The sequence below is a fragment of the Bradyrhizobium centrosematis genome, assembly GCF_045571495.1.
GTDB lineage: Bacteria > Pseudomonadota > Alphaproteobacteria > Rhizobiales > Xanthobacteraceae > Bradyrhizobium > Bradyrhizobium centrosematis.
This window is the reverse complement of record NZ_CP120703.1, coordinates 3,343,031-3,360,646: the sequence shown is the minus strand read 5'-3', so window position 1 is coordinate 3,360,646 and position 17,616 is coordinate 3,343,031. Positions and strand designations below refer to the sequence as shown.

23 protein-coding genes are annotated in these 17,616 nt (G+C 65.5%); 7 read left to right on the top strand and 16 right to left on the bottom strand.

Translation table 11 applies throughout. The features are described from left to right. Window positions 1–269: 269 nt before the first annotated feature. The gene (gene panC, locus P6U31_RS16255; protein WP_407189397.1) at window positions 270–1,121 is read left to right on the top strand and encodes a pantoate--beta-alanine ligase; all 852 of its coding nucleotides are present in this window, start codon (window positions 270–272) and stop codon (window positions 1,119–1,121) included. Here panC and P6U31_RS16250 read toward each other — a convergent pair. The 4 genes from P6U31_RS16250 to P6U31_RS16235 form a co-directional block, all read right to left on the bottom strand. Further along, the gene (locus P6U31_RS16250) at window positions 1,118–1,558 is read right to left on the bottom strand and encodes a DUF1489 family protein (RefSeq protein ID WP_128926194.1); all 441 of its coding nucleotides are present in this window, start codon (window positions 1,556–1,558) and stop codon (window positions 1,118–1,120) included. The genes panC and P6U31_RS16250 overlap by 4 nt on opposite strands. A 42-nt stretch (window positions 1,559–1,600) precedes the next feature. Beyond that, window positions 1,601–2,599 (bottom strand): hypothetical protein, encoded by a 999-nt coding sequence (locus P6U31_RS16245; RefSeq protein ID WP_407189396.1) that lies wholly within the window; start codon window positions 2,597–2,599, stop codon window positions 1,601–1,603. 154 nt (window positions 2,600–2,753) lie between these two features. Then, the gene (locus P6U31_RS16240) at window positions 2,754–2,957 is read right to left on the bottom strand and encodes a hypothetical protein (RefSeq protein WP_247275749.1); all 204 of its coding nucleotides are present in this window, start codon (window positions 2,955–2,957) and stop codon (window positions 2,754–2,756) included. 306 nt (window positions 2,958–3,263) lie between these two features. Beyond that, window positions 3,264–3,926 (bottom strand): glutathione S-transferase family protein, encoded by a 663-nt coding sequence (locus P6U31_RS16235; RefSeq protein WP_407189395.1) that lies wholly within the window; start codon window positions 3,924–3,926, stop codon window positions 3,264–3,266. Window positions 3,927–4,048: 122 nt separating this feature from the next. Here P6U31_RS16235 and P6U31_RS16230 point away from each other — a divergent pair, with 122 nt between their 5' ends. Then, window positions 4,049–4,765: a DUF599 domain-containing protein gene (locus P6U31_RS16230; protein WP_407189394.1), complete on the top strand. Its 717-nt coding sequence runs from the start codon at window positions 4,049–4,051 to the stop codon at window positions 4,763–4,765. An 829-nt stretch (window positions 4,766–5,594) separates the two neighbouring features. On the opposite strand, the gene P6U31_RS16225 is transcribed toward P6U31_RS16230, so the two are convergent. The 4 genes from P6U31_RS16225 to mgtE form a co-directional block, all read right to left on the bottom strand. Beyond that, window positions 5,595–6,521, bottom strand: a complete 927-nt coding sequence (locus P6U31_RS16225; RefSeq protein WP_407189393.1) for a hypothetical protein — start codon at window positions 6,519–6,521, stop codon at window positions 5,595–5,597. Window positions 6,522–6,570: 49 nt separating this feature from the next. After that, complete coding sequence (locus P6U31_RS16220) at window positions 6,571–7,389, bottom strand: aldo/keto reductase (protein ID WP_407189392.1); 819 nt, start codon at window positions 7,387–7,389, stop codon at window positions 6,571–6,573. 159 nt (window positions 7,390–7,548) lie between these two features. Continuing rightward, the gene (locus P6U31_RS16215; RefSeq protein ID WP_407189391.1) at window positions 7,549–7,851 is read right to left on the bottom strand and encodes a helix-turn-helix domain-containing protein; all 303 of its coding nucleotides are present in this window, start codon (window positions 7,849–7,851) and stop codon (window positions 7,549–7,551) included. A gap of 216 nt (window positions 7,852–8,067) precedes the next feature. Beyond that, window positions 8,068–9,489 (bottom strand): magnesium transporter, encoded by a 1,422-nt coding sequence (gene mgtE / locus P6U31_RS16210; RefSeq protein WP_407189390.1) that lies wholly within the window; start codon window positions 9,487–9,489, stop codon window positions 8,068–8,070. Between the two features lie 83 nt (window positions 9,490–9,572). Here mgtE and P6U31_RS16205 point away from each other — a divergent pair, with 83 nt between their 5' ends. Both P6U31_RS16205 and P6U31_RS16200 read left to right on the top strand, forming a co-directional pair. After that, on the top strand, window positions 9,573–10,379 hold the full coding sequence (locus P6U31_RS16205; protein ID WP_407189389.1) for a polysaccharide deacetylase family protein: 807 nt from the start codon (window positions 9,573–9,575) through the stop codon (window positions 10,377–10,379). Window positions 10,380–10,558: 179 nt separating this feature from the next. Then, the gene (locus tag P6U31_RS16200) at window positions 10,559–11,836 is read left to right on the top strand and encodes a polysaccharide deacetylase family protein (RefSeq protein ID WP_407189388.1); all 1,278 of its coding nucleotides are present in this window, start codon (window positions 10,559–10,561) and stop codon (window positions 11,834–11,836) included. Between the two features lie 3 nt (window positions 11,837–11,839). Here the strand turns inward: P6U31_RS16200 and P6U31_RS16195 are convergent, their stop codons facing one another. After that, window positions 11,840–12,214, bottom strand: coding sequence for a hypothetical protein (locus P6U31_RS16195; RefSeq protein ID WP_407189387.1), 375 nt, complete (start codon window positions 12,212–12,214; stop codon window positions 11,840–11,842). A gap of 274 nt (window positions 12,215–12,488) precedes the next feature. On the opposite strand from P6U31_RS16195, the gene P6U31_RS16190 reads away from it, so the two are divergent. After that, window positions 12,489–12,746 carry a hypothetical protein gene (locus tag P6U31_RS16190; RefSeq protein WP_164937794.1) on the top strand — a complete coding sequence of 86 codons (258 nt, stop codon included), beginning with the start codon at window positions 12,489–12,491 and terminating at the stop codon, window positions 12,744–12,746. Between the two features lie 22 nt (window positions 12,747–12,768). Here P6U31_RS16190 and P6U31_RS16185 read toward each other — a convergent pair whose 3' ends face one another. The 6 genes from P6U31_RS16185 to P6U31_RS16160 form a co-directional block, all read right to left on the bottom strand. Next, the gene (locus tag P6U31_RS16185) at window positions 12,769–12,957 is read right to left on the bottom strand and encodes a hypothetical protein (protein WP_407189386.1); all 189 of its coding nucleotides are present in this window, start codon (window positions 12,955–12,957) and stop codon (window positions 12,769–12,771) included. A 12-nt stretch (window positions 12,958–12,969) separates the two neighbouring features. Beyond that, complete coding sequence (locus P6U31_RS16180; RefSeq protein ID WP_407189385.1) at window positions 12,970–13,299, bottom strand: four-helix bundle copper-binding protein; 330 nt, start codon at window positions 13,297–13,299, stop codon at window positions 12,970–12,972. Between the two features lie 93 nt (window positions 13,300–13,392). Beyond that, window positions 13,393–14,295 carry an NAD(P)/FAD-dependent oxidoreductase gene (locus P6U31_RS16175; RefSeq protein WP_407189384.1) on the bottom strand — a complete coding sequence of 301 codons (903 nt, stop codon included), beginning with the start codon at window positions 14,293–14,295 and terminating at the stop codon, window positions 13,393–13,395. Then, window positions 14,292–15,368: a flavodoxin family protein gene (locus tag P6U31_RS16170; protein WP_407189383.1), complete on the bottom strand. Its 1,077-nt coding sequence runs from the start codon at window positions 15,366–15,368 to the stop codon at window positions 14,292–14,294. The genes P6U31_RS16175 and P6U31_RS16170 overlap by 4 nt, the downstream gene beginning before the upstream one ends. A 63-nt stretch (window positions 15,369–15,431) precedes the next feature. Further along, entirely contained in the window at window positions 15,432–15,632 is a 201-nt protein-coding gene (locus tag P6U31_RS16165) for a hypothetical protein (RefSeq protein WP_407189382.1), read from the bottom strand. Further along, on the bottom strand, window positions 15,632–15,841 hold the full coding sequence (locus tag P6U31_RS16160; RefSeq protein WP_407189381.1) for a hypothetical protein: 210 nt from the start codon (window positions 15,839–15,841) through the stop codon (window positions 15,632–15,634). The genes P6U31_RS16165 and P6U31_RS16160 overlap by 1 nt, the downstream gene beginning before the upstream one ends. 283 nt (window positions 15,842–16,124) lie before the next feature. On the opposite strand from P6U31_RS16160, the gene P6U31_RS16155 reads away from it, so the two are divergent. Continuing rightward, window positions 16,125–16,409, top strand: coding sequence for a hypothetical protein (locus P6U31_RS16155; RefSeq protein ID WP_057197072.1), 285 nt, complete (start codon window positions 16,125–16,127; stop codon window positions 16,407–16,409). Between the two features lie 162 nt (window positions 16,410–16,571). Here the strand turns inward: P6U31_RS16155 and P6U31_RS16150 are convergent, their stop codons facing one another. Beyond that, window positions 16,572–16,772, bottom strand: a complete 201-nt coding sequence (locus tag P6U31_RS16150) for a hypothetical protein (protein WP_407189380.1) — start codon at window positions 16,770–16,772, stop codon at window positions 16,572–16,574. Window positions 16,773–17,383: 611 nt separating this feature from the next. Between P6U31_RS16150 and P6U31_RS16145 the strand changes: the two genes are divergently transcribed. Next, window positions 17,384–17,578 carry a hypothetical protein gene (locus P6U31_RS16145; protein ID WP_407189379.1) on the top strand — a complete coding sequence of 65 codons (195 nt, stop codon included), beginning with the start codon at window positions 17,384–17,386 and terminating at the stop codon, window positions 17,576–17,578. Window positions 17,579–17,616: the final 38 nt, after the last annotated feature.

Genomic DNA, 17,616 nt, shown 5'->3' with positions numbered 1-17,616 from the left:
CCCTGATGAATATCTTCGAGTTGGCCGTGTCTGCGGTCAAGTGAAATGCGTGACAGGTGATGCAAATCGCACTGCGCCGTTTTTCTTCATGAACCGCGGCGCCAATCTTCGTCTGTGAACCAGTCCACGATGTCGCGACGTCGTGCGCGGCCTCACACGGGATGCTGTGCCGCATCCGGATGCATGGCGTCCATGATCGCTGCTTGTTAAGGTTAGCCGCCCCGGGCGCTGGATGATGCCGCGCCGATTCCCAACCCTGTCGAGTCCTGATGTCATCAAGTCCCTTGATCGCCCGCACGGTCCCAGCCTTGCGCCGCGCCGTCGACAATCTCCGCAAGCGAAAAGCCACGATCGCGCTGGTCCCGACCATGGGGGCCCTCCATGACGGGCATGTGTCCCTCGTCCGCCTCGCCAAGCGGCGCGCCAGCCGCGTCGTGGTGTCGATCTTCGTCAACCCGACCCAGTTCGCCCCTACCGAGGATTTCGGCGCCTATCCGCGCACCTGGAAGGCCGACATCGCCAAGCTCGCCGCCGAGGATGTCGACATCGTCTGGCATCCCGGCGTCGAGGCCATGTACCCGGACGGCTTCGCCACGCGAATCGTGCCGGAGGGACCGGCGCTGGCCGGTCTCGAGGACCGCTTCCGCTCGCATTTCTTCGGCGGCGTCGCCACCGTCGTGGGCAAGCTGTTCACGCAAGTCCGGCCGGACTTTGCGATCTTCGGCGAAAAGGACTTTCAGCAGTTGCGGGTGGTGACGCAGATGGCGCGCGACCTCGATCTCGGCGTGAAGGTCGTCGGCTCCCGCACCGTGCGCGAGCGCGACGGGCTCGCGATGTCGTCCCGCAACGTCTACCTGTCGCCCGAGGAGCGGCAGACCGCCCCCGTGCTCTACCGGGCCATGAAAGAGAGCGCGCGGCGGATCAAGGCCGGCGATGCCATCGCGCCGGCGATGGCCGGCGGCGCCGAGATGGTCAAGGCGGCGGGCTTTGCGCTCGACTATTACGAGATCCGCCATGCCGAGACGCTGGCGCCGATCACCTCGCGCAAGGACGGCCCGCTGCGGATCTTGGTGGCAGCCAAGCTCGGCAGCACCCGGCTGATCGACAATATCGGGGTTTAGAGCAGACCGAGGTCGCGCAACTCGCGCCGCATCGGCTCCGGCATCGCCGCGATCGAGCCGGCGGCGGACTTGCCGAGATCGGGCGGCACTGAATCCTGGGTGAGATAGCGCCAGCCCTGGAACGGCCGCATCGGCCGCGGCGACACCGAGATCACCTTCGGCTGCATCACGATCCGGCAGCGGCCGATACCGTCCTTGTCGCGGAACGGCTCGATGCCGATGATCTTTTCCCGCGCGGCGATCTCACCCTTGATCACCCAGTAGAGCGACCCGCCCGCAAGGATCTCGGCGTCGCGCTTGGGGACCATGCGGGTGATGTGGATGTGATGTTGCGGCAGGCCCTTCTTCTTGGCGGTCTGCATCCGTTCGGCGATCCACTCCTTCAATTCCTTGACGGAGTCGCAGCCGACGGCGAGCTTGATCAGATGTAGCGGCATGCCCAAGCATTAGCCGGGCAGCACCGCATTTGGAATGCCGATCTACTCGTTATCCGCAGCCGCAGGAGCCGCAACCGACGCCGGCGGGGGCGCAAGCGGAACCGGTGCTGTGGGGGCGCGCGCAGCCTTCGGAGCCGGCGGCTTCTTCGCGGCTGGCGCTGTTGCCTGTGCCGAGGTCGGCGCGGGCGCGCGCGAAGCTGCCGGCGCAGCCGCGGCGTTCGCGGCCGGAGCCGCCTGCCGCGTCGTCGCCGTGGGCTCGGGATTCATGATGCTCACCGGCGGCGTCGATGAGGCGCTGGGGAACTCGGCATTGGTCGGCTTGCCCGTCGGCATCGACGGCGGCAGACCGGCGACCGCCGCGGTCGGCGGCAACGCGGCCGGCGCGGTCGCCATGGCGGGCGCGTTCCAGCTCGGCGCATGGCGCGCAACCAGCGTGTCGTAGAGATGGGAATCCATATTGGAAGCGACCTGCTGCTGGTCGGTCAACGAGCGGAAGGCGGCGCAGTCGAACTGCGTGCAGCCGTCGCGCGCGACCAGCACTTGTGCCACGAGGCCATAGCGATCGCGCTCCAGTGACTTGCGCAGCACCTTCATGTCAACCGTCAGGCTCCTCTCGGCGGACGCGGCATCACCGAGCGCCGTCAGGCGATCGATCCGGGCCGCGGTGTAGGACACGGCCGCGGCAACGACATCCGGCGAGCCGAACAGCGCCTTCTCGCAGCCGGCGGCGACGGTATCACCGGCGAGATCGTCGAGGCACGACAAAGCCGGAAGGCTCGCGGTGAGCGCACCCTGGGCGCGCGCCTCGGTCGGGGCGTCCTGCCCCGCCGGGTCATAGACGCGCACGGTGGCGGCTCCGGCGATCGCAATGGACAGCAGCGTAATGACGGTGAGCGCGCCGTTGGCGACCGACTTCTCGGCGCGCAGCAGCGTGATCAGCAAAATCAACCCGAAGAATCCGGCAGCGGCCAGCGTCATCCACATCGGAAAGGCCGGCGCGCGCCAGATTTGGTCAAGCGAAGTGGCCCATGCCCAGTTCATGCGCGACGTCCCCTCACGCGAGCAGAGAGCGAATGGTCAAGCGAGCACCGCGAGTCGGCAGCTGCCCCTACCCACCTTGTGAAGGTGAAGCGGGCCTTTTGACGGCGGTAGGACACAATTCCCTGATGGCACCAATGCGCGGAACGCGCGAGCTTCAGGAGAGCGCGAGCTGGCTTTCCTTGGCGACCCGTTCGAAGGCTTCGGTCGAGCTCTTGATGCGATACTGGCAGTCGTCGCCGTCGGTCGGCAGCAGGCGGATGATCTCATACGCGCCGCTGGCGGCCGGACGCGCAACGTTGCTGGCCGTGAACAATACGCGCGTTCCCACGGGGAATTTGTGCTTCAACACCCTCTCCATTACTCAAACAGCGCCTGCCTCGCCCAGTGTCCCACTGCGATGGCTGGCCGGAAACCCGGGCCGCTGTATAGCACGCGGCCGGTCGTTTTGGCCAGCGCCATGGCGGCGCGGTGAGTGCACAAATTTTGCAGATTTTTCAAACCGATAGAGATGGAACCGGCGGGCCGATGATACCGTCCGCGCCGCCCATTCGGCCGACGTGTCGCAGCCGGTGTCGCAGCCCCTGCTCGATCCGTCACCCCGGTCAATTTCCGGATCAGCCGCCCGCCGGCCGACGCGCGGCCGGCGGCCCGGTCAGTCCGGCGATCAGGCGTCCTCGAACTTGGCGATGACCAGCGTTTCGGCCAGCCCGTCGCGGGTCCATTCCTGGAACGCCGGCAGCGCCATCATCGTCTCCATGTAGGCCTTGGTCTCCGGCGCGACGGGAATCGCGTAGGTGCGCAGGCGGTGCACGACCGGCGCGTACATCGCGTCCGCCGCGCCGAAGCGGCCGAACAGGAACGGCCCCTTTGCCCCGTAGCGAGTGCGGCACTCGCGCCAGATCTCCTCGATGCGCGCGACATTGGCCTTGGCGTCCGCCGAAAGCGCTACGGGACGGATTGGCCGATGCAGGTTCATGCCGCATTCGCTGCGCAGCGCCACGAAGCCGGAATGCATTTCGGCGCACACCGACCGGGCATGCGCGCGCGCAGCGACGTCGTCGGGCCACAGCTTCACCTCCGGATAGCGCTCGGCGATGTATTCGATGATGGCGAGCGAATCCCACACCGTGACGTCGCCGTCGACCAACACCGGCACCTTGCCGGCGCGGCTGAAGGACAGGATCTGCTCCTTGTCCGCGGGGTTGTCGGTGTAGAGCGGGATCAGCGTCTCCACGAACGGGATGTCGTTGGCGCGCAGCGCGAGCCAGGGCCTCATCGACCACGACGAGTAGTTCTTGTTGCCGATGGCGAGTTTCAGCGCAGCCATGTCATCAATCCTTCCCGAGACGCTTTGAAACGAGCCGCTTTTAACGCCATCGCCTGCCGCCAATCAATCGTTGCTGCCCCCCCTCATGCGTGGCAATCGTTGCCGCTTCCGAGGAGACAGACATGAGCAGGCATTGGGTCGACATCACCGCCGTCGGCTTCTTCATCATCGAATGGCTGGTCTACGCCCTGACGCTGGAACATTCGAGCTATGGCCGCGACAGCCTGTCGGCGCGCATGAACCGCTATCGCGAGGTCTGGGTGCGCCGGCTGCTCGACCGCGAGACGCGCATGGTGGACATGCAGATCATGGCTTCGCTGCAGAACGGCACCGCCTTCTTCGCCTCGACCAGCCTGTTCGCGCTCGGCGGCGCCCTGGCGCTGCTGCACGCCACCAACGACGCCATCACCATCCTGAGCAAGCTGCCGGTCGATCTCAGCACCTCGCCCGCCATGTGGGAGCTCAAATGCGTCGGCCTCGTGCTGATCTGCGTCTACGCGTTCTTCAAATTCGCCTGGGCCTATCGGCTGTTCAACTATGTCGCGATCCTGTTCGGCGGCATGCCGCCTGCCGACCGACGCGACACGCCGGAGGCGGAAGCCCATGTCATCCGCACCTCGCGCCTGTTCGAATCCGCCGGCCGCCATTTCAATCGCGGCCAGCGCGCCTTCTTCTTCGCGCTCGGTTATCTCGGCTGGTTCGTCAGCCCCTGGGTTCTGTTCGTGACCACCGCGGCCGTAGTGGTGGTGACCTGGCGGCGGCAGTTCGCATCCAGTGCGTGGGCGGCGATGGCGCCGGAGACGGTGCATGGTGAGGAGAGCATCAGGCGCGGTCATTGAGCGCTCGCTCTCCCCGCCTCGTCATTGCGAGGAGCCCTTGCGACGAAGCAATCCAGAATCCCTCTGCGGAAAGTTTCTGGATTGCTTCGCTGCGCTCGCAATGACGGAGTATGTGGCCGCAACGGAATTCTCCAGCGTGCGCAGACACGCCTTCGCAGCCTCGCGGCTGAATTCGCCCGAGCTTTGCTTCGTCGCTTCGCCCTCTGAAAGTCAAGAGGGCGCAGGGAAGGCCGGGTGCCGGCTCGCACCCGCGGTCCGCCGCGCGAAAGGCACGCGCAGGAAGAACCGCACAGCAGCATACAGGTGAAGCCCAACACACGGCCTTCCCTGCGCGGTGGTCGGACGGCTTATGCCGTGCTCTCCCGGGAGCCGAGTTCGTTCTGGCCTCCCTCGCCGTTCGAATTGGATGATGCCGTCCACCCGGTCGGGCTCGCGCGCATCTTCGATCCGGCTTGACCGAAGCAACGACGGCCAGGACCACACGGTTTTGCCGTACGCGCATTCGTTGGCGCCACAGGGTCTCCCGGCATTGTCGACATGGCCGAGAGAATGTTGGCGCGACGAATAGAACAGCGCCGCTCGTCTGCACGCGGGATTCAGGCTCACAGGGACTACCCGCCCTGCCCGCCCCATCTCGTGCCGACGCTGCCGCGTCCACCGCAAGCCCGGCTCGCGCATCGTGACGACAACATGATCGCCCCTCAAGGATGAGCCGGGATGGGCGACACATACGACAAATCCGAATTTCGGTAAAGTGGAATATTCTTGGGCTGGCGGATTGACAGAGGGCGACACAGGCGCGATCGCGTAGCCCGGAGCTTCGGGACAGCTACGACCCGAAATCCCGCGGGCTGAACGGCAGGTCCATGACCTTCCATTCCCCGTACAGGTTGGCGGGCAGCATCTTGTACGGTTGGCAGGCCTGAACCGCGCTCATGGCGGACTTCACGAGCGCCACCCCTTTCGCCGAGGGCGGGGCCTCGATCAGGATCGGCTCGCGCGCCAGCGTGCCGTCGGTCGCGAACACCGTGCGCAGCTTGATGTGAACGTTGTCGGTCGGGCTTAGTCCGGCGGGCAATTTCGCACAGCTCCGCAAATGACGGCGGAGCTCGGCGACGATCTCGGGCGGCAGCTTGGCCGCGATCGAATCCTTGGCATCGCCGCCATCGTCCTTGGGAGCGTCTTTCGGCAGTTGCAGCGGCAATTCTGGCGGCAGGCCCAGCATGACACCGTATTTGATGGTGACGTCAGGCTGCGGCGCCTGATAGGCCGGCGGCGGTGCTGCCTGTGGCGGCGGTTGCTGAGCCGGTTGCGGCATCGTCTGGGCCGGCGGTTGCGGCGTCGGCTGGGGCTGGGCTTGCGGCTGCGCGTTGGCCTCGCGTGGCTTCTGCGCTGGCTGCTGCTGGGGCGATTGCGGTTCGGGCGAAGGCTGCGGCGATGGCGCCTGCGGCTTGGCCGCGGGCTTAGGCCCTGTTTCCGCCTTCTCCTTGTCGGTGAAATCCAGCTTCGGCAGCTTCAGGTCGGGCTCCGGCGGCTTGTCTTTCGCCTCTTCCCTGGCCTTCTCCTCGGCCTTCTCTTGAGCCTTGGCCTCTTCCTGTTTCACCTGCTCCGGCGTGACGATGTCCACCGCAACGGTCTCGGGCGGCTGGCTGCGAAACGGATGGACTTCGCTGATCAGGATGATCAGCACCACCAGCGTCAGATGCGCGATCGCCGACGCTGCAATGTCCGTCCGTATGATTGACCGCAGTTCCATTGCCCGATCTTGGATTGCCGCCCTGCTGTTAGCATACCGCGGTCTCCCCTCAATCCCATTTCGGAGCGAAGCCGAAGTCGGTCAGGCGGCCCTTGGGGCTGGCGAGCGCGGCGATCCGGCTCATCTCGTCCTCCGACAGCTCGAAATCGAAGATCTCGATGTTCTCGGACAAGCGCTCGATCCGCGAGGTGCGAGGGATCGCAGCGACATTCTGCTGCACCAGCCAGCGCAGGCAGACCTGAGCCGGCGTCTTGCGGTGGGTGCGTCCGATCTCGGCCAGCGTCTGATCGGTCTTGATGCGTCCCCTGGCGATCGGGCTGTAGGCGACGAGTGCAAGGCCATGCTGGTCGCAGGCCGCCCTCACCTTCGCCTGGTCGAGGTAAGGATGATATTCGACCTGGTTGCAGACCAGTGGCTCCGGTGAAGCCGCGACCGCCTGCTCGATCAGCGCCACCGTGAAATTGGAGACGCCGATGTGGCGGGTCAGGCCCATCGTCTTCGCATGCGACAGCGCGCCGAGCGTCTCGGTCAGCGGGACATGGGGATTGGGCCAATGCAGCAGCAACAGGTCGACGGAGGGAAGCCGCAGGCGCGCCAGGCTCTCCTTGACCGAGCGCTCCAGATCGTGCGGCGCGAAATGGTTGGTCCAGACCTTGGTGGTGAGGAAGACGTCGTCACGGCGCACGCCCGAGGCGCGCAAGCCGTCGCCGACCTCGCGTTCATTGTCGTAGGCCTGCGCGGTGTCGATGTGGCGATAGCCGAGCCGCAGCGCCTGCTCGACCACGCGCGCGGCGGGCCTTCCGCTCAGCTCCCAGGTCCCGAGCCCGATCGCCGGAATTCTTGCGCCATTGGCCTCGACGAACAGCATGAGGAGTCCTCTTCCGCTGCGGCAGCCCCAAACGTCATCAGGCAGCATTATGGACCCGGCCCATGACCCTGCCAACGCAGACCGCGGCAGCCCCGGCCGGATATTTGGCGCAATGCTAACGGGAGGTTCGCGTCAGGGCTGGCCGGCAGGCGCCCGACGTCAGGCTTTGGCGAGCGCCTGGAACACCGTTTCCGGCGCGTGCGCGATCACCGCAAGCAGCGCGCGGGCCGGTCCCCGCGGAGCACGCTTGCCTTGCTCCCAGTTCCGGATGGTCTCGACGGGAACGCCGAGCTTGGCGGCGAACTCCATCTGGGTCAGGCAGGCGCGGCGGCGCAAATCTCGCACCGCGAGCGAAGAGGTTTCAACCGGCGCGGCATTGGCCGTCGGCTGGACCGGAAATTCCTGTCCGTCCCGCAATTCGACGATCCGTCCGTCCGCCTTCAGCCGCAACCGCATGCCCATTCCCCCAAGCGCAGTGATGATGCGGCAGGTCGCTTAAAGTCGGATTAAAGATGCTCTTGCGCCCCGGACGCGAGAGGAAGGGTGCCGCGCTGTCTGCTCCCGTCATTGCGAGCGCAGCGAAGCAATCCAGAAATCTCTCCGCGGAGGCAGCCTGGATTGCTTCGTCGCAGAGCTCCTCGCAATGACGTGGAGAGAGCACGGGCCCAAAGCGCCCCCCTACCTCAACCCGAACCAGAGCGTCGCAATTCCGAGGAAGGAGAAGAAGCCGACGACGTCGGTCACGGTGGTAACGAAGGTGCCGGAAGCCACTGCCGGATCGGCCCTGACGCGTTCGAGCGCCATCGGGATCAGGATGCCGCCGAGCGCGCCGGCGACGAGGTTGCAGATGATCGCGAGCCCGATGACGATGCCGAGGCCGGGAATCTTGAACCAGGCCACCGCCGCAATCCCCGTGATCACCGCGAAGGCGAGCCCGTTGACGAGGCCGACCAGCGCCTCGCGCATCACCACGCGCCAAGCATTGGAGGAGCCGAGCTCGCGCGTCGCCAGCGCCCTCACCGCCACCGTCATGGTCTGGGTGGCGGCATTGCCGCCCTGGCTCGCCACGATCGGCGCCAGCACGGCGAGCGCGACCATCTTCTCGAGCTGGCCCTCGAACAGGCCGAGCACGGAGGACGCCAGGAAGGCGGTGGCGAGATTGACCAGCAGCCAATTGAAGCGGCCGCGAGCGATGGTCAGGAAGGTATCGGACAGCTCTTCGTCGCTGGTGACGCCGCCGAGCGCCTTGAGGTCCTCGTCCGCCTCCTCCTCGATCACGTCGACGACGTCGTCGACGGTGATGACGCCGACCAGGCGGTCCTGGGTGTCGAGCACGGGCGCGGCGACGAGATTGTACTTGCCGAACATGCGCGCGACCTCCTCCTGGTCCTCCAGGACGGAGACGCGGCGGCGATCCTCGTCGGTCAGCTCGGTCAGCGCGACCGGCCGGCGCGCGCGCAACAGCACGTCGAGGGGGACTGCGCCCTGCCAGTGCTGGTCCTTGTCGACGACGTAGATCTCGTAGAAGCGATCGGGCAGGTCCGGCGTCTCGCGCATGTAGTCGATCGCCTGGCCCACGGTGAAATCCTGGGGCACCGCGATGAACTCGGTCTGCATGCGCCGGCCCGCGGAATTCTCCGGGTACAGCAGGCTGCGCTCGAGCGCGACGCGCTCGCGCAGCGGCAGCTTCTCGAGGATCTCCTCCTGCTCGGCCTCGTCGAGGGTCTCCAGCAGCTCGACGGCGTCGTCGGATTCGAGCTCGCGGACGCCCTCGGCGACGGTCTCCGGCGGCAGTTCCTCCAGAATCTCCTCACGGACGGCCTCGTCGACCTCGTTCAGGGCGGAGAAGTCGAAGTCGCGCCCGGTCAGCTCGACCAGGCGGACGCGGTCGTCAGGTTCCAAAGCGCCGATCAGATCGCCGAGATCGGCCTCGTGCAGCTCGGCAACGCAGGCGCGCAGCACGGCACTGTCGCCAGCCTCGATCGCGCGCGCGATCTCCTCGACGAATTCGTGACGAATTTCGCCGTCTTCATTGCGCATCGGCACGTGGTCGAGTACCGAATCCGCGGCGGATCGGGCAACGTCCATATGTTCATCCATGGCGCGCCTCGCCGTTTGACAGGTTGGAACGGGTGATCTGGGCTGATTGTTCAGGCAATACCCATAAGGCAAAGCCGAGCGCAATGACAAAGATGCTGCGACTGAGGTGGACCTCGACCCTGGCGGGTGCGCTCGCCGCGACCGTCATTGGCAGCGCCGCGGCGGAGGCCGCCGAGTGCCCGCGCAAGGACGCGCTCGGCACCTCGCGCGTCATCAGCGTCGATCCCAAGACCTATCCGCGCGTCGGCCTGAAGAGCTTTCCGCAGACGCTGCCGCTGGCCGATCACGAGGTCGTGCTGACCTTCGACGACGGACCGAACCCTCCGTTGACGTCGAAGGTGCTGGCCGCGTTGGCGCAGGAATGCGTGCGCGCGACCTTTTTCCTGATCGGCCAGCACGCCTCCGAGCATCCCGACATGGTCAAACGCATCGCCCGCGAGGGCCATACCATCGGCCATCACTCCTACTCGCATCCGCTCTTGGGGCATATTCCGTTCGAGAAGGCCACGGCCGACATCGACCGGGGCATTGCCGCAGACGAGATGGCGCTGCGCGGAACCTCGACGACGACGCCCTCGACGCCGTTCTTCCGCTTCCCCTATTTCGAGTCCACACAAGCGCAGCTCGATCTGCTCCAGTCGCGCGGCATCGTGGTATTCGGGGCCGATCTATGGGCCAGCGACTGGGAGAAGATGACGCCAGAGCAGCAATTGAAGCTCGTCACCGAGCGCCTCGCCGCGAGTGGCAAAGGCATCATCCTCTTCCACGACAACAAGGCGCGCACGGCCGCAATGATGCCGGCCTTCCTGCATTATTTGCGCGAGAACGGCTACCGGATCGTCCACATCGTACCGCCCGGCACGTCACAGAAGAATGCCGACGCGCGCTGATGCCGGAATGTCACGCCGGCGCAAAATGGGGTGATTTGGGCCCTATTAACACTCTGTTCATGCTACCCCCTCCAAATGGACGGGGACTTCATACCGGGAAGGGCTCGTGGCGCCTGAACCGTTTCCGGACGTCTCCGACCTACTATGGCGGCAATCGCGCATGAGGGCAGACCGGGTTCATGATCGGAAGTAGCGTTGTTTCGCGGACGCGATCCTGGATCGTCCTTTGCCTCAGCGGATTCCTTGGATTTTCGACCATCGGATCGCCGGCGGCGCGTGCGGCCGACTGTCCGGGCCATCCGGACGCGCTCGGGACGTCCCGCACCCTGGTGGTCGATCCGCGCGAGCATCCGCTGATCGGCACCATGCAATACCGCGAGACGCTGCCGTTGAAGGACCACGAGGTCGTCCTGACCTTCGATGACGGTCCGCTGCCGAAATATTCCAACCAGGTTCTCAAGATCCTCGACGACGAGTGCATCAAGGCGACCTTCTTCATCATCGGCAGCCAGGCCAAGGCCAATCCCGAAGGCGTGCGCAAGCTGGTGGCGGCGGGTCACACCGTCGGCACCCACAGCATGAACCATCCGCTGACCTTCGACCGGATGCCGGCCGAGAAATTCGAGGCCGAGATCAACGGCGGTATCGAGTGGACTTCGGCCGCGATGGCCGATCCGTCCAAGCTGGCGCCGTTCTTCCGCATTCCCGGCCTGATGCGCGCCGAAGCCGTCGAGCAAAATCTGATCTCGCGCGGCATCCAGGTGTGGAGCGCCGACTTCCCGGCTGACGATTGGCGCCACGTGTCGTCCGACCGCGTCTATCAGCTCGCGATCCAGCGGCTGGAGGCCAAGGGCAAGGGCATTTTGCTGCTGCACGACATCCAGGCCCGCACCGTGGCGGCGCTGCCGAAGATCATCCGTGACCTCAAGGCGCGCGGCTATCGCATCGTGCATGTGGTGCCGGCGACCGCCGACCGACCGGCGACGCCGACCACGCCGGTCGAATGGCTGCTGCATCCGCCGACCGAGACCGTGCCGATCGCGCGCTGGCCGGCTGTCCCGCACTTCGTGTTCACCGAGACGCGGACGCTTCCGGCACCCTCGCTCGCCGACCTCAACGCGCAAGCCGAGCATCAGCCGCTGCTGCCGCACCGGGCCAAGGGGCAGATCGATCTCGCATCCACCCTGCCCGTACCCGGCCGCGCGCTGTTTGCGATCCCGGAAGGCTCGATCGAGGTGTTGCTGTCGACGACGCTGTCGCGGCGTGCCGCGACGCGGCTGGCGATGGCGGCCGCGATGCCGCAGGCTGCCAAGGGCAAGCTTGCACGGGGCAAGACAGCCAAGCCGCAGGCTCGTCACGCCGCGCATGCGGCGCCGGCCGCACCAAAGCATGCCGCGCAGGTCAAGGGCGGTACGCCGCGCCCGACCCGCATCGCCAGCCTGAAGAAGCGGGCTTGATCCCTACTGCCGCAGGATGGCAGCGACGCAGAGCAACACGATCAGCGCCAGGAAGAACAGGTCCATGTAGGACTTGAGCTCGCCGTCGCGCCGCAGCCGCGCGACGTCGGCGATGATCTGCTTGCGCGCGTTCGTTCCTCCGGAGCCGTCATTGATCGGGCCTTGAAGACGCTTCGTCTCGGCTTCCAGCCTCTCGATCTTCTGGAAAAAGTAGAACGCGCGCAGCGTCGAGACGGCGCGCATCGCGGCATAGACCAGCACCAGGATCGCAAGGATCGCCCGGTTTGGATATTTCTCCATGAAGTTGAGGCTGAAATAGACCACCGCCATGAATGCGAAGTTGGTGAAGAAGCGGTAGACGAAGCTGAGAAAGACCATGCTGGTTCGAGCCTTGAGCGGGCGCAACCGGGATCGTGTTGCGAAATTCGGGGTGCGGAGGAACCAGACCGGGAGGGCCGGCCGGATGCCGTTGCGGCCTCGGTCTATGCCAACTTTGTTTCAACAAAGATACAGCAAGTCGCCGCCTTTTAGCCACACGCGGCCATAATGCAAGCTATCGCCCTGCCCCGTGCAGCGCGCCCGCAACGGCTCAATGGCGGTTTGACGGAAGTCGCGATAGACTTGGCCGCGCCGCCATATCCGGGGTCTGCCGATGCCGAAGAAGGGAATCACCGGCCACGACGATTGGGTTCTGACCGAGGCTCTCGCGACCGCCCTGGTCGCGCTGGAGCAGCTCGAACCGAAGCACCAGCCGAATGCGCATATGGAGGACATCCGCAAGCTGCTCGCGAACGGCAAGGAGCCGGCCGCGGTGAGCCTGCACCTCGCCCAGGCCAAGTGCCGCCTGTTTCCCGACCTCGACCCGCTGGAGATCTACCGGGAATACGGCATCGGCGAGGAATACGGCTGAAGGGGCCGGCTGGCGGCCGCGCTCACGGGCCGCCGGCGACTGATCCCGCGATCACCATGACCAGTGCGCCAAGGTCGACCTTGCCGTTGACGGTGAGCTCCTCCGAGCCCTTCACTTCGTCGGTGCCTTGGACCTTGAGCGCTTGCGGACGGTCGGCGGCCTGGCGCTTCAACTCCTCGACGATGGCTTGCTTGAGCTTCTCTTCCAGCATGGGCTTGGTCCTTCACGCCGCCATTGCGCGGCAGGATTGGGCGCACGAGCGGCACCTCGCGACGCATTCGTCCATGCCGCCGACCCGCTCGCAATCTTCGGCGCATTCGGCGCATATCTCGGCGCATTCACCACAGGTGTGCTTGTGATGTGGCGTGTTGATCAGCATGAAATGCGCCGCCGTCCGGCACATCTCGGCGCAGGCCATCATCAGGCGGAAGTGCTTGGGCTCGACATGCTTGCCGCCGGTCTCGAGGCAATGGTTCATCGCCGTGCCGAGGCATGTCTGGTAGCAGCTCAAGCAGAGCCCGATGCAGCGGGTCATGTCTTCGGATTGAGCCATCCGTTCTCTCCATCGCACTGCCCCGCTCCGCTCGACCAAAGCGGGGCGGCGCGCTTCGTTCCAGGTTCCGGTCGATTGTGCGGCTCGGCTGCGTCACGCCAGACGGCGCGGCAGGCTGTTGTGGATCGTGCAGGCGGCAATCGCGGCGTGGCCGAACGCGACGGAGATCTGGTGCAGGTCGGTGACGATGTCGCCGATGCCGTAGAGCCCGTCGATCGACGTACGCTGATGGTCGTCGACCTTCAGATAACCCTCCGCGGTATGTTCGGCGCCCAGCGCCATCGCGAGCTGCGAGCGTACCTGCGCGCCCATCGCGGGATAGACCATGTCGAATTGCACTGTCCGGCCGTCCGTGAGGACCGCCTGAACGCCGCCATCTCGTCGCGTCAAGTTGAGATCGGGCGCGAACAGGATTCCGACTCCCGCTTCGGACAGTTCTGAGGTTGTGGCCTCTCCGTCATCCGAACCGGTTGCGAGCAGCGTCACGTCGCGCGAATAGCCGCGCAGGAAGAGCGCCTTGCCGGCAGCGCGCTTCAGCGGACCGACAACGCCGATGCGGCGGTCAGCAGCTTCGAAGGCGTCACAGACGGGACAATAGCGCAACAGCCCCTCACCGACCGCCGCGCGCCATTCGGCGAATGGCGGATGGGTGTCGACGATGCCGCAGGCGAGAATGACGGTTGCGGCCTGATGCGCGCAATGGTTCCAGATCGCTTCAAAGCCGTGGTCGTGCCGCCGCAATGCGGTGACCTCGGCCGCCACCCGTGTGACGGCGAGCTCGTCCAGTTGTGCCGACATGCGCGCAATCAATTCGGTGCCGGGCACGCCATGGACGAAACCCGGGACGTTGTGACTGCGCGGGATCAGGGCGGCGCGGCTGGCGCCGGCGTCCACGACGCAGACGTTGCGGCGGAAGCGCGCCAGATAGATCGCAGCCATCAGTCCGGCGGGGCCGCCGCCGACGATCAGGCAATCGAGCGGCAGCGCGCCGGTCATTTGGGGTTGGGGTCGGCGAGGCCGGCGCCGGGCTCCTGAAGGCGCCCGCTCCTCGCCAGCCGAACTGCATTGCCCAGCGCGCGCGCCGCATTCTGCACCTGCCGCTGGAATTTCACGTCCTCGTCGAGCTCGTGATGCGAGGTGGCATATGACTCCCCGTAGCCGACATAGCCGTCGAGCTCGGCGAAGCGCCCGGCCGAGATCAGCTGCATGTCGGTCAGCCAGTCCGACAAGGCGCGGCGCACGCCCTCGGCCCCGACGGCATCGCCGTGCACGACGAGGCCGAAATGACGGCCGGCGAGATGGCGCGGATAAGGCCAGCCCTTCAGCTCCATCGCCTTGGCTTCGGCGGCGTTCTTGCCGTGCGTGGAGGTCGGATCAGGATTGCCGCCATCGGCGCAGACCATGCGGTCCATCATCGCCTTGAGTCCGGCGGGCACGTGATACCAGTTCACGGGCGTCACGATCAGGATGCCGTGGGCGGCGACCCAGAGCGGATAGATCTCGTTCATCCAGTCGTGGGTCTGGCCCAGCGAATAGTTCGGATAACAGCTGCACGGCCAGTGGCAGAGCGGCATGGCGGTGCCGACGCAGGTCTTGCACGGATGGATCACCTTGCCGAACTCCGAAGCAAGGCGCGACAGATCGAGGATATCGACGGCAAACCCCATCTCGGTGAAGACAGGCTCGGCGAGCTTGACCAGGCGCCAGGTCTTGGACATCTCGCCCGGACAGGTGTGCTCGCTGCGGGCCGCGCCGTTGATGACGAGGATGCGCGGCGGCTCGTTCGCATCGTCGTGCCGTCGCTGCGCTTCCAGGATCCTTGCGCGCGCATCGAGCCAGTCGATGGCGATGTCGTAGTCGGGATCGGAAAAACCTGCGCCCGCCTTCCGCGTCAACGGCGCCTTGCGCGAATGGCTGTAGGCGTCCCAGGCAGCACCGGTGATGGCATCGAGCTCGCGCTGCAGCGAGGCGAAGGCGGGGTCGACGAACTGGCTCTTGTAGCGCCGCACGAACTCTTCGCGCGACAGCTTGACCGGCGGCATGCCTTTGCGAGCTTCGATGTCCGTCATGCTGGCTCCCGGCGAAGTCGGTATCCGACCAACCCGGGGCGCTGCGTGCGGTTCCCGCAAGCTCTATTGCCGAACCATTTCCTGCGGCACATCGAATTTCGCGATGCGCTGGTCGAGCCGCCACAGCTCGATGCGATGCACCAGCACGAGCCCGGCGGCTTCGCGCTTGGCCTGCTCGTCGTTGTCGCAGACGAGGTTGATGCATCCGAACACATGCCCGTCCGGATCGATCTGGAACGCGCGGTAATGCTTGAAGCTTCCCATTATGGTTGTCCTCGCCTTGGATAGACGGGTGCGCTCAGCCAGTCCGTCAGATTCGAGGTCACTTCGTTCTGCTTGGCACGTCGCAGCAGCATCTCCCGCTCCTTGCCGGGCGGCAGGCTGCGCGCGCGCTCGCGGGCGTTTTCAGCGAATGTCGTGAGCCGTTCCTGAAGCGACTGGGTTTGTTTCCTGCGGTTGCGTTTGGCGGTCATCTGGACTCATGGACGATTGGATTGGGGAAATGGGCCCCGGCGGGGGATCGGGCGCCGGGGCCCGAGTTCTCGTTTTACTCAGCTACTCAAGTTGCTTGCCGGCCGGGGCGGCCCAGCGCGGCAACGTTTGTAGCTTCCGCTGCAACCTGCGGTTCCGGCATTTCAATAAGTTAACGCCGCGTGATTTTGCGGAAGAGCGCGCAAGGGGTCGATCCGTCTTCGCACTGCGGCGGAACCGAAATGCTGATTCGTATGTTCAAGATCGACTTGAAGGAGGATCATCATGGCAAAAGCAGCATGGAAACGGCCGGGCTCACCGATCGGCCGCAAGGGACCGCGCAAGGCTAATCCCGCCTACAAGCGCCGCGCACGTCAGCCGTGGACGCCTGCGGACGTGAGCAAGCTGAAGCAGCTTGCCAAGGGCAACACGCCGACCGGCGTCATGAGCATCAAGCTGCAGCGCCCGGTCGCGGCCATTCGCAGCAAGGCGCAGCGCGAAGGGATTTCGCTGCGGCCCGTCAACCGTTCACCCTACAACCGGCGAACCAAAGCCGCGAAGCGGCGTTGAGGAAGGGCACCGCCGGGTGACAACCGGACGCAACGGGGACGATGGACGTGGCGCTCATTTTTCCGGTTTCTGCCCACGACAGCAACGCATCGGTACGCGCCGACATCTGACCCGTTCCCGGCGCGTGCGGCTCGATCGCTCCACGTTTTACGGCCGCCGAGCCTAATGCGGAGGCTGAAGGCCCGGCGAGCGCAGCCATTCGCTCATCTGGGACCCGGTTTCCGCCTGGCGCGCCTTGCGCAGCATTTCGTCGCGAGCCGCGCCGGGCGGAAGCGAACTTGCTTGTTCGCGCAGCCGCTCCGCCTCCGCGGCGAGCCGGGCTTCCAGAGGATCTCTCTGCTTGAACCTTTGTCGCGTCGTCATCAGGCGTCTCCTGGTGCATGAGGCCGAGCGCGGCGTTGCATATGCTGACTTCGTGGGTGCCTGGCCGCACAATTGGCAGACGATCAACGTCCCAGCGGCGGCCGGGTTGCGTGCTCCTGCGCAAAGTCCGGCTACGGTTCCTCGTTGTCCCGGCGTGCCCTGATCTCAGACCGGAGCATGGCGCTGTCCATGATGGTCAGACGCAAATCGTTCACGGTCTCGCTGTAGTGGCCCGCAAGCCGTTTATGCTGCTCCCGAAGAGCGCGACTTTCCTCGATAGCGCGTGTGGCGCGGGCAAACAGGGCCTCAGGCATCCGCCATGATGCCTCAAAGCTCACGAGCATTCCCTTGCATAGGTTACTCAAATCGAGCCAATCGCTCAAAAAGCTTCGCTGACTAACCTGGATCAAGCGTTCACAACCTTTGCGCCCCCTTCTTCAACCAGAGCCGAAGGGCCGGACATGCAAAATTGACAGGCCCACCCCGTTTCCGCTGGCCGAAGCGCGGCGGTCGGTCTATGGTTGGTTCATCACTGGCTGAGGCTCTGCCCGTAGGCGCTGGTGGCTGAGAGACCAATGGTGCTCCCGCCTGCACGACCAGGGGAGCGCCCGATGGCGAAGCAAACTCACTATCCATTGCAGTCGGATGAGAAGCACATGGAGCAGATTCGCGAAGCCATGCGCGAGTCACGAAAAGCCCTGGACCTCCCGCTGCCGGATACGTTCCTCGGCCGACGAACCCACGAACCTTTCCCAAGCGAACAAGATGATGCTTCGCCGGACGGGCGGCCTCGCAAACCGGGTTGATCGCGAGCGGGTGGCTCTTCTCGGACCTGACGTCACCG

What these genes read in the sequence shown, in the direction of transcription:
- panC (WP_407189397.1), top strand. Translation starts at nt 270, where the DNA reads ATGTCATCAAGTCCCTTGATCGCCCGCACGGTCCCAGCCTTGCGCCGC.
- P6U31_RS16250 (WP_128926194.1), bottom strand. Translation starts at nt 1,558, where the DNA reads ATGCCGCTACATCTGATCAAGCTCGCCGTCGGCTGCGACTCCGTCAAG.
- P6U31_RS16245 (WP_407189396.1), bottom strand. Translation starts at nt 2,599, where the DNA reads ATGAACTGGGCATGGGCCACTTCGCTTGACCAAATCTGGCGCGCGCCG.
- P6U31_RS16240 (WP_247275749.1), bottom strand. Translation starts at nt 2,957, where the DNA reads ATGGAGAGGGTGTTGAAGCACAAATTCCCCGTGGGAACGCGCGTATTG.
- P6U31_RS16235 (WP_407189395.1), bottom strand. Translation starts at nt 3,926, where the DNA reads ATGGCTGCGCTGAAACTCGCCATCGGCAACAAGAACTACTCGTCGTGG.
- P6U31_RS16230 (WP_407189394.1), top strand. Translation starts at nt 4,049, where the DNA reads ATGAGCAGGCATTGGGTCGACATCACCGCCGTCGGCTTCTTCATCATC.
- P6U31_RS16225 (WP_407189393.1), bottom strand. Translation starts at nt 6,521, where the DNA reads ATGGAACTGCGGTCAATCATACGGACGGACATTGCAGCGTCGGCGATC.
- P6U31_RS16220 (WP_407189392.1), bottom strand. Translation starts at nt 7,389, where the DNA reads ATGCTGTTCGTCGAGGCCAATGGCGCAAGAATTCCGGCGATCGGGCTC.
- P6U31_RS16215 (WP_407189391.1), bottom strand. Translation starts at nt 7,851, where the DNA reads ATGGGCATGCGGTTGCGGCTGAAGGCGGACGGACGGATCGTCGAATTG.
- mgtE (WP_407189390.1), bottom strand. Translation starts at nt 9,489, where the DNA reads ATGGATGAACATATGGACGTTGCCCGATCCGCCGCGGATTCGGTACTC.
- P6U31_RS16205 (WP_407189389.1), top strand. Translation starts at nt 9,573, where the DNA reads ATGACAAAGATGCTGCGACTGAGGTGGACCTCGACCCTGGCGGGTGCG.
- P6U31_RS16200 (WP_407189388.1), top strand. Translation starts at nt 10,559, where the DNA reads ATGATCGGAAGTAGCGTTGTTTCGCGGACGCGATCCTGGATCGTCCTT.
- P6U31_RS16195 (WP_407189387.1), bottom strand. Translation starts at nt 12,214, where the DNA reads ATGGTCTTTCTCAGCTTCGTCTACCGCTTCTTCACCAACTTCGCATTC.
- P6U31_RS16190 (WP_164937794.1), top strand. Translation starts at nt 12,489, where the DNA reads ATGCCGAAGAAGGGAATCACCGGCCACGACGATTGGGTTCTGACCGAG.
- P6U31_RS16185 (WP_407189386.1), bottom strand. Translation starts at nt 12,957, where the DNA reads ATGCTGGAAGAGAAGCTCAAGCAAGCCATCGTCGAGGAGTTGAAGCGC.
- P6U31_RS16180 (WP_407189385.1), bottom strand. Translation starts at nt 13,299, where the DNA reads ATGGCTCAATCCGAAGACATGACCCGCTGCATCGGGCTCTGCTTGAGC.
- P6U31_RS16175 (WP_407189384.1), bottom strand. Translation starts at nt 14,295, where the DNA reads ATGACCGGCGCGCTGCCGCTCGATTGCCTGATCGTCGGCGGCGGCCCC.
- P6U31_RS16170 (WP_407189383.1), bottom strand. Translation starts at nt 15,368, where the DNA reads ATGACGGACATCGAAGCTCGCAAAGGCATGCCGCCGGTCAAGCTGTCG.
- P6U31_RS16165 (WP_407189382.1), bottom strand. Translation starts at nt 15,632, where the DNA reads ATGGGAAGCTTCAAGCATTACCGCGCGTTCCAGATCGATCCGGACGGG.
- P6U31_RS16160 (WP_407189381.1), bottom strand. Translation starts at nt 15,841, where the DNA reads ATGACCGCCAAACGCAACCGCAGGAAACAAACCCAGTCGCTTCAGGAA.
- P6U31_RS16155 (WP_057197072.1), top strand. Translation starts at nt 16,125, where the DNA reads ATGGCAAAAGCAGCATGGAAACGGCCGGGCTCACCGATCGGCCGCAAG.
- P6U31_RS16150 (WP_407189380.1), bottom strand. Translation starts at nt 16,772, where the DNA reads ATGACGACGCGACAAAGGTTCAAGCAGAGAGATCCTCTGGAAGCCCGG.
- P6U31_RS16145 (WP_407189379.1), top strand. Translation starts at nt 17,384, where the DNA reads ATGGCGAAGCAAACTCACTATCCATTGCAGTCGGATGAGAAGCACATG.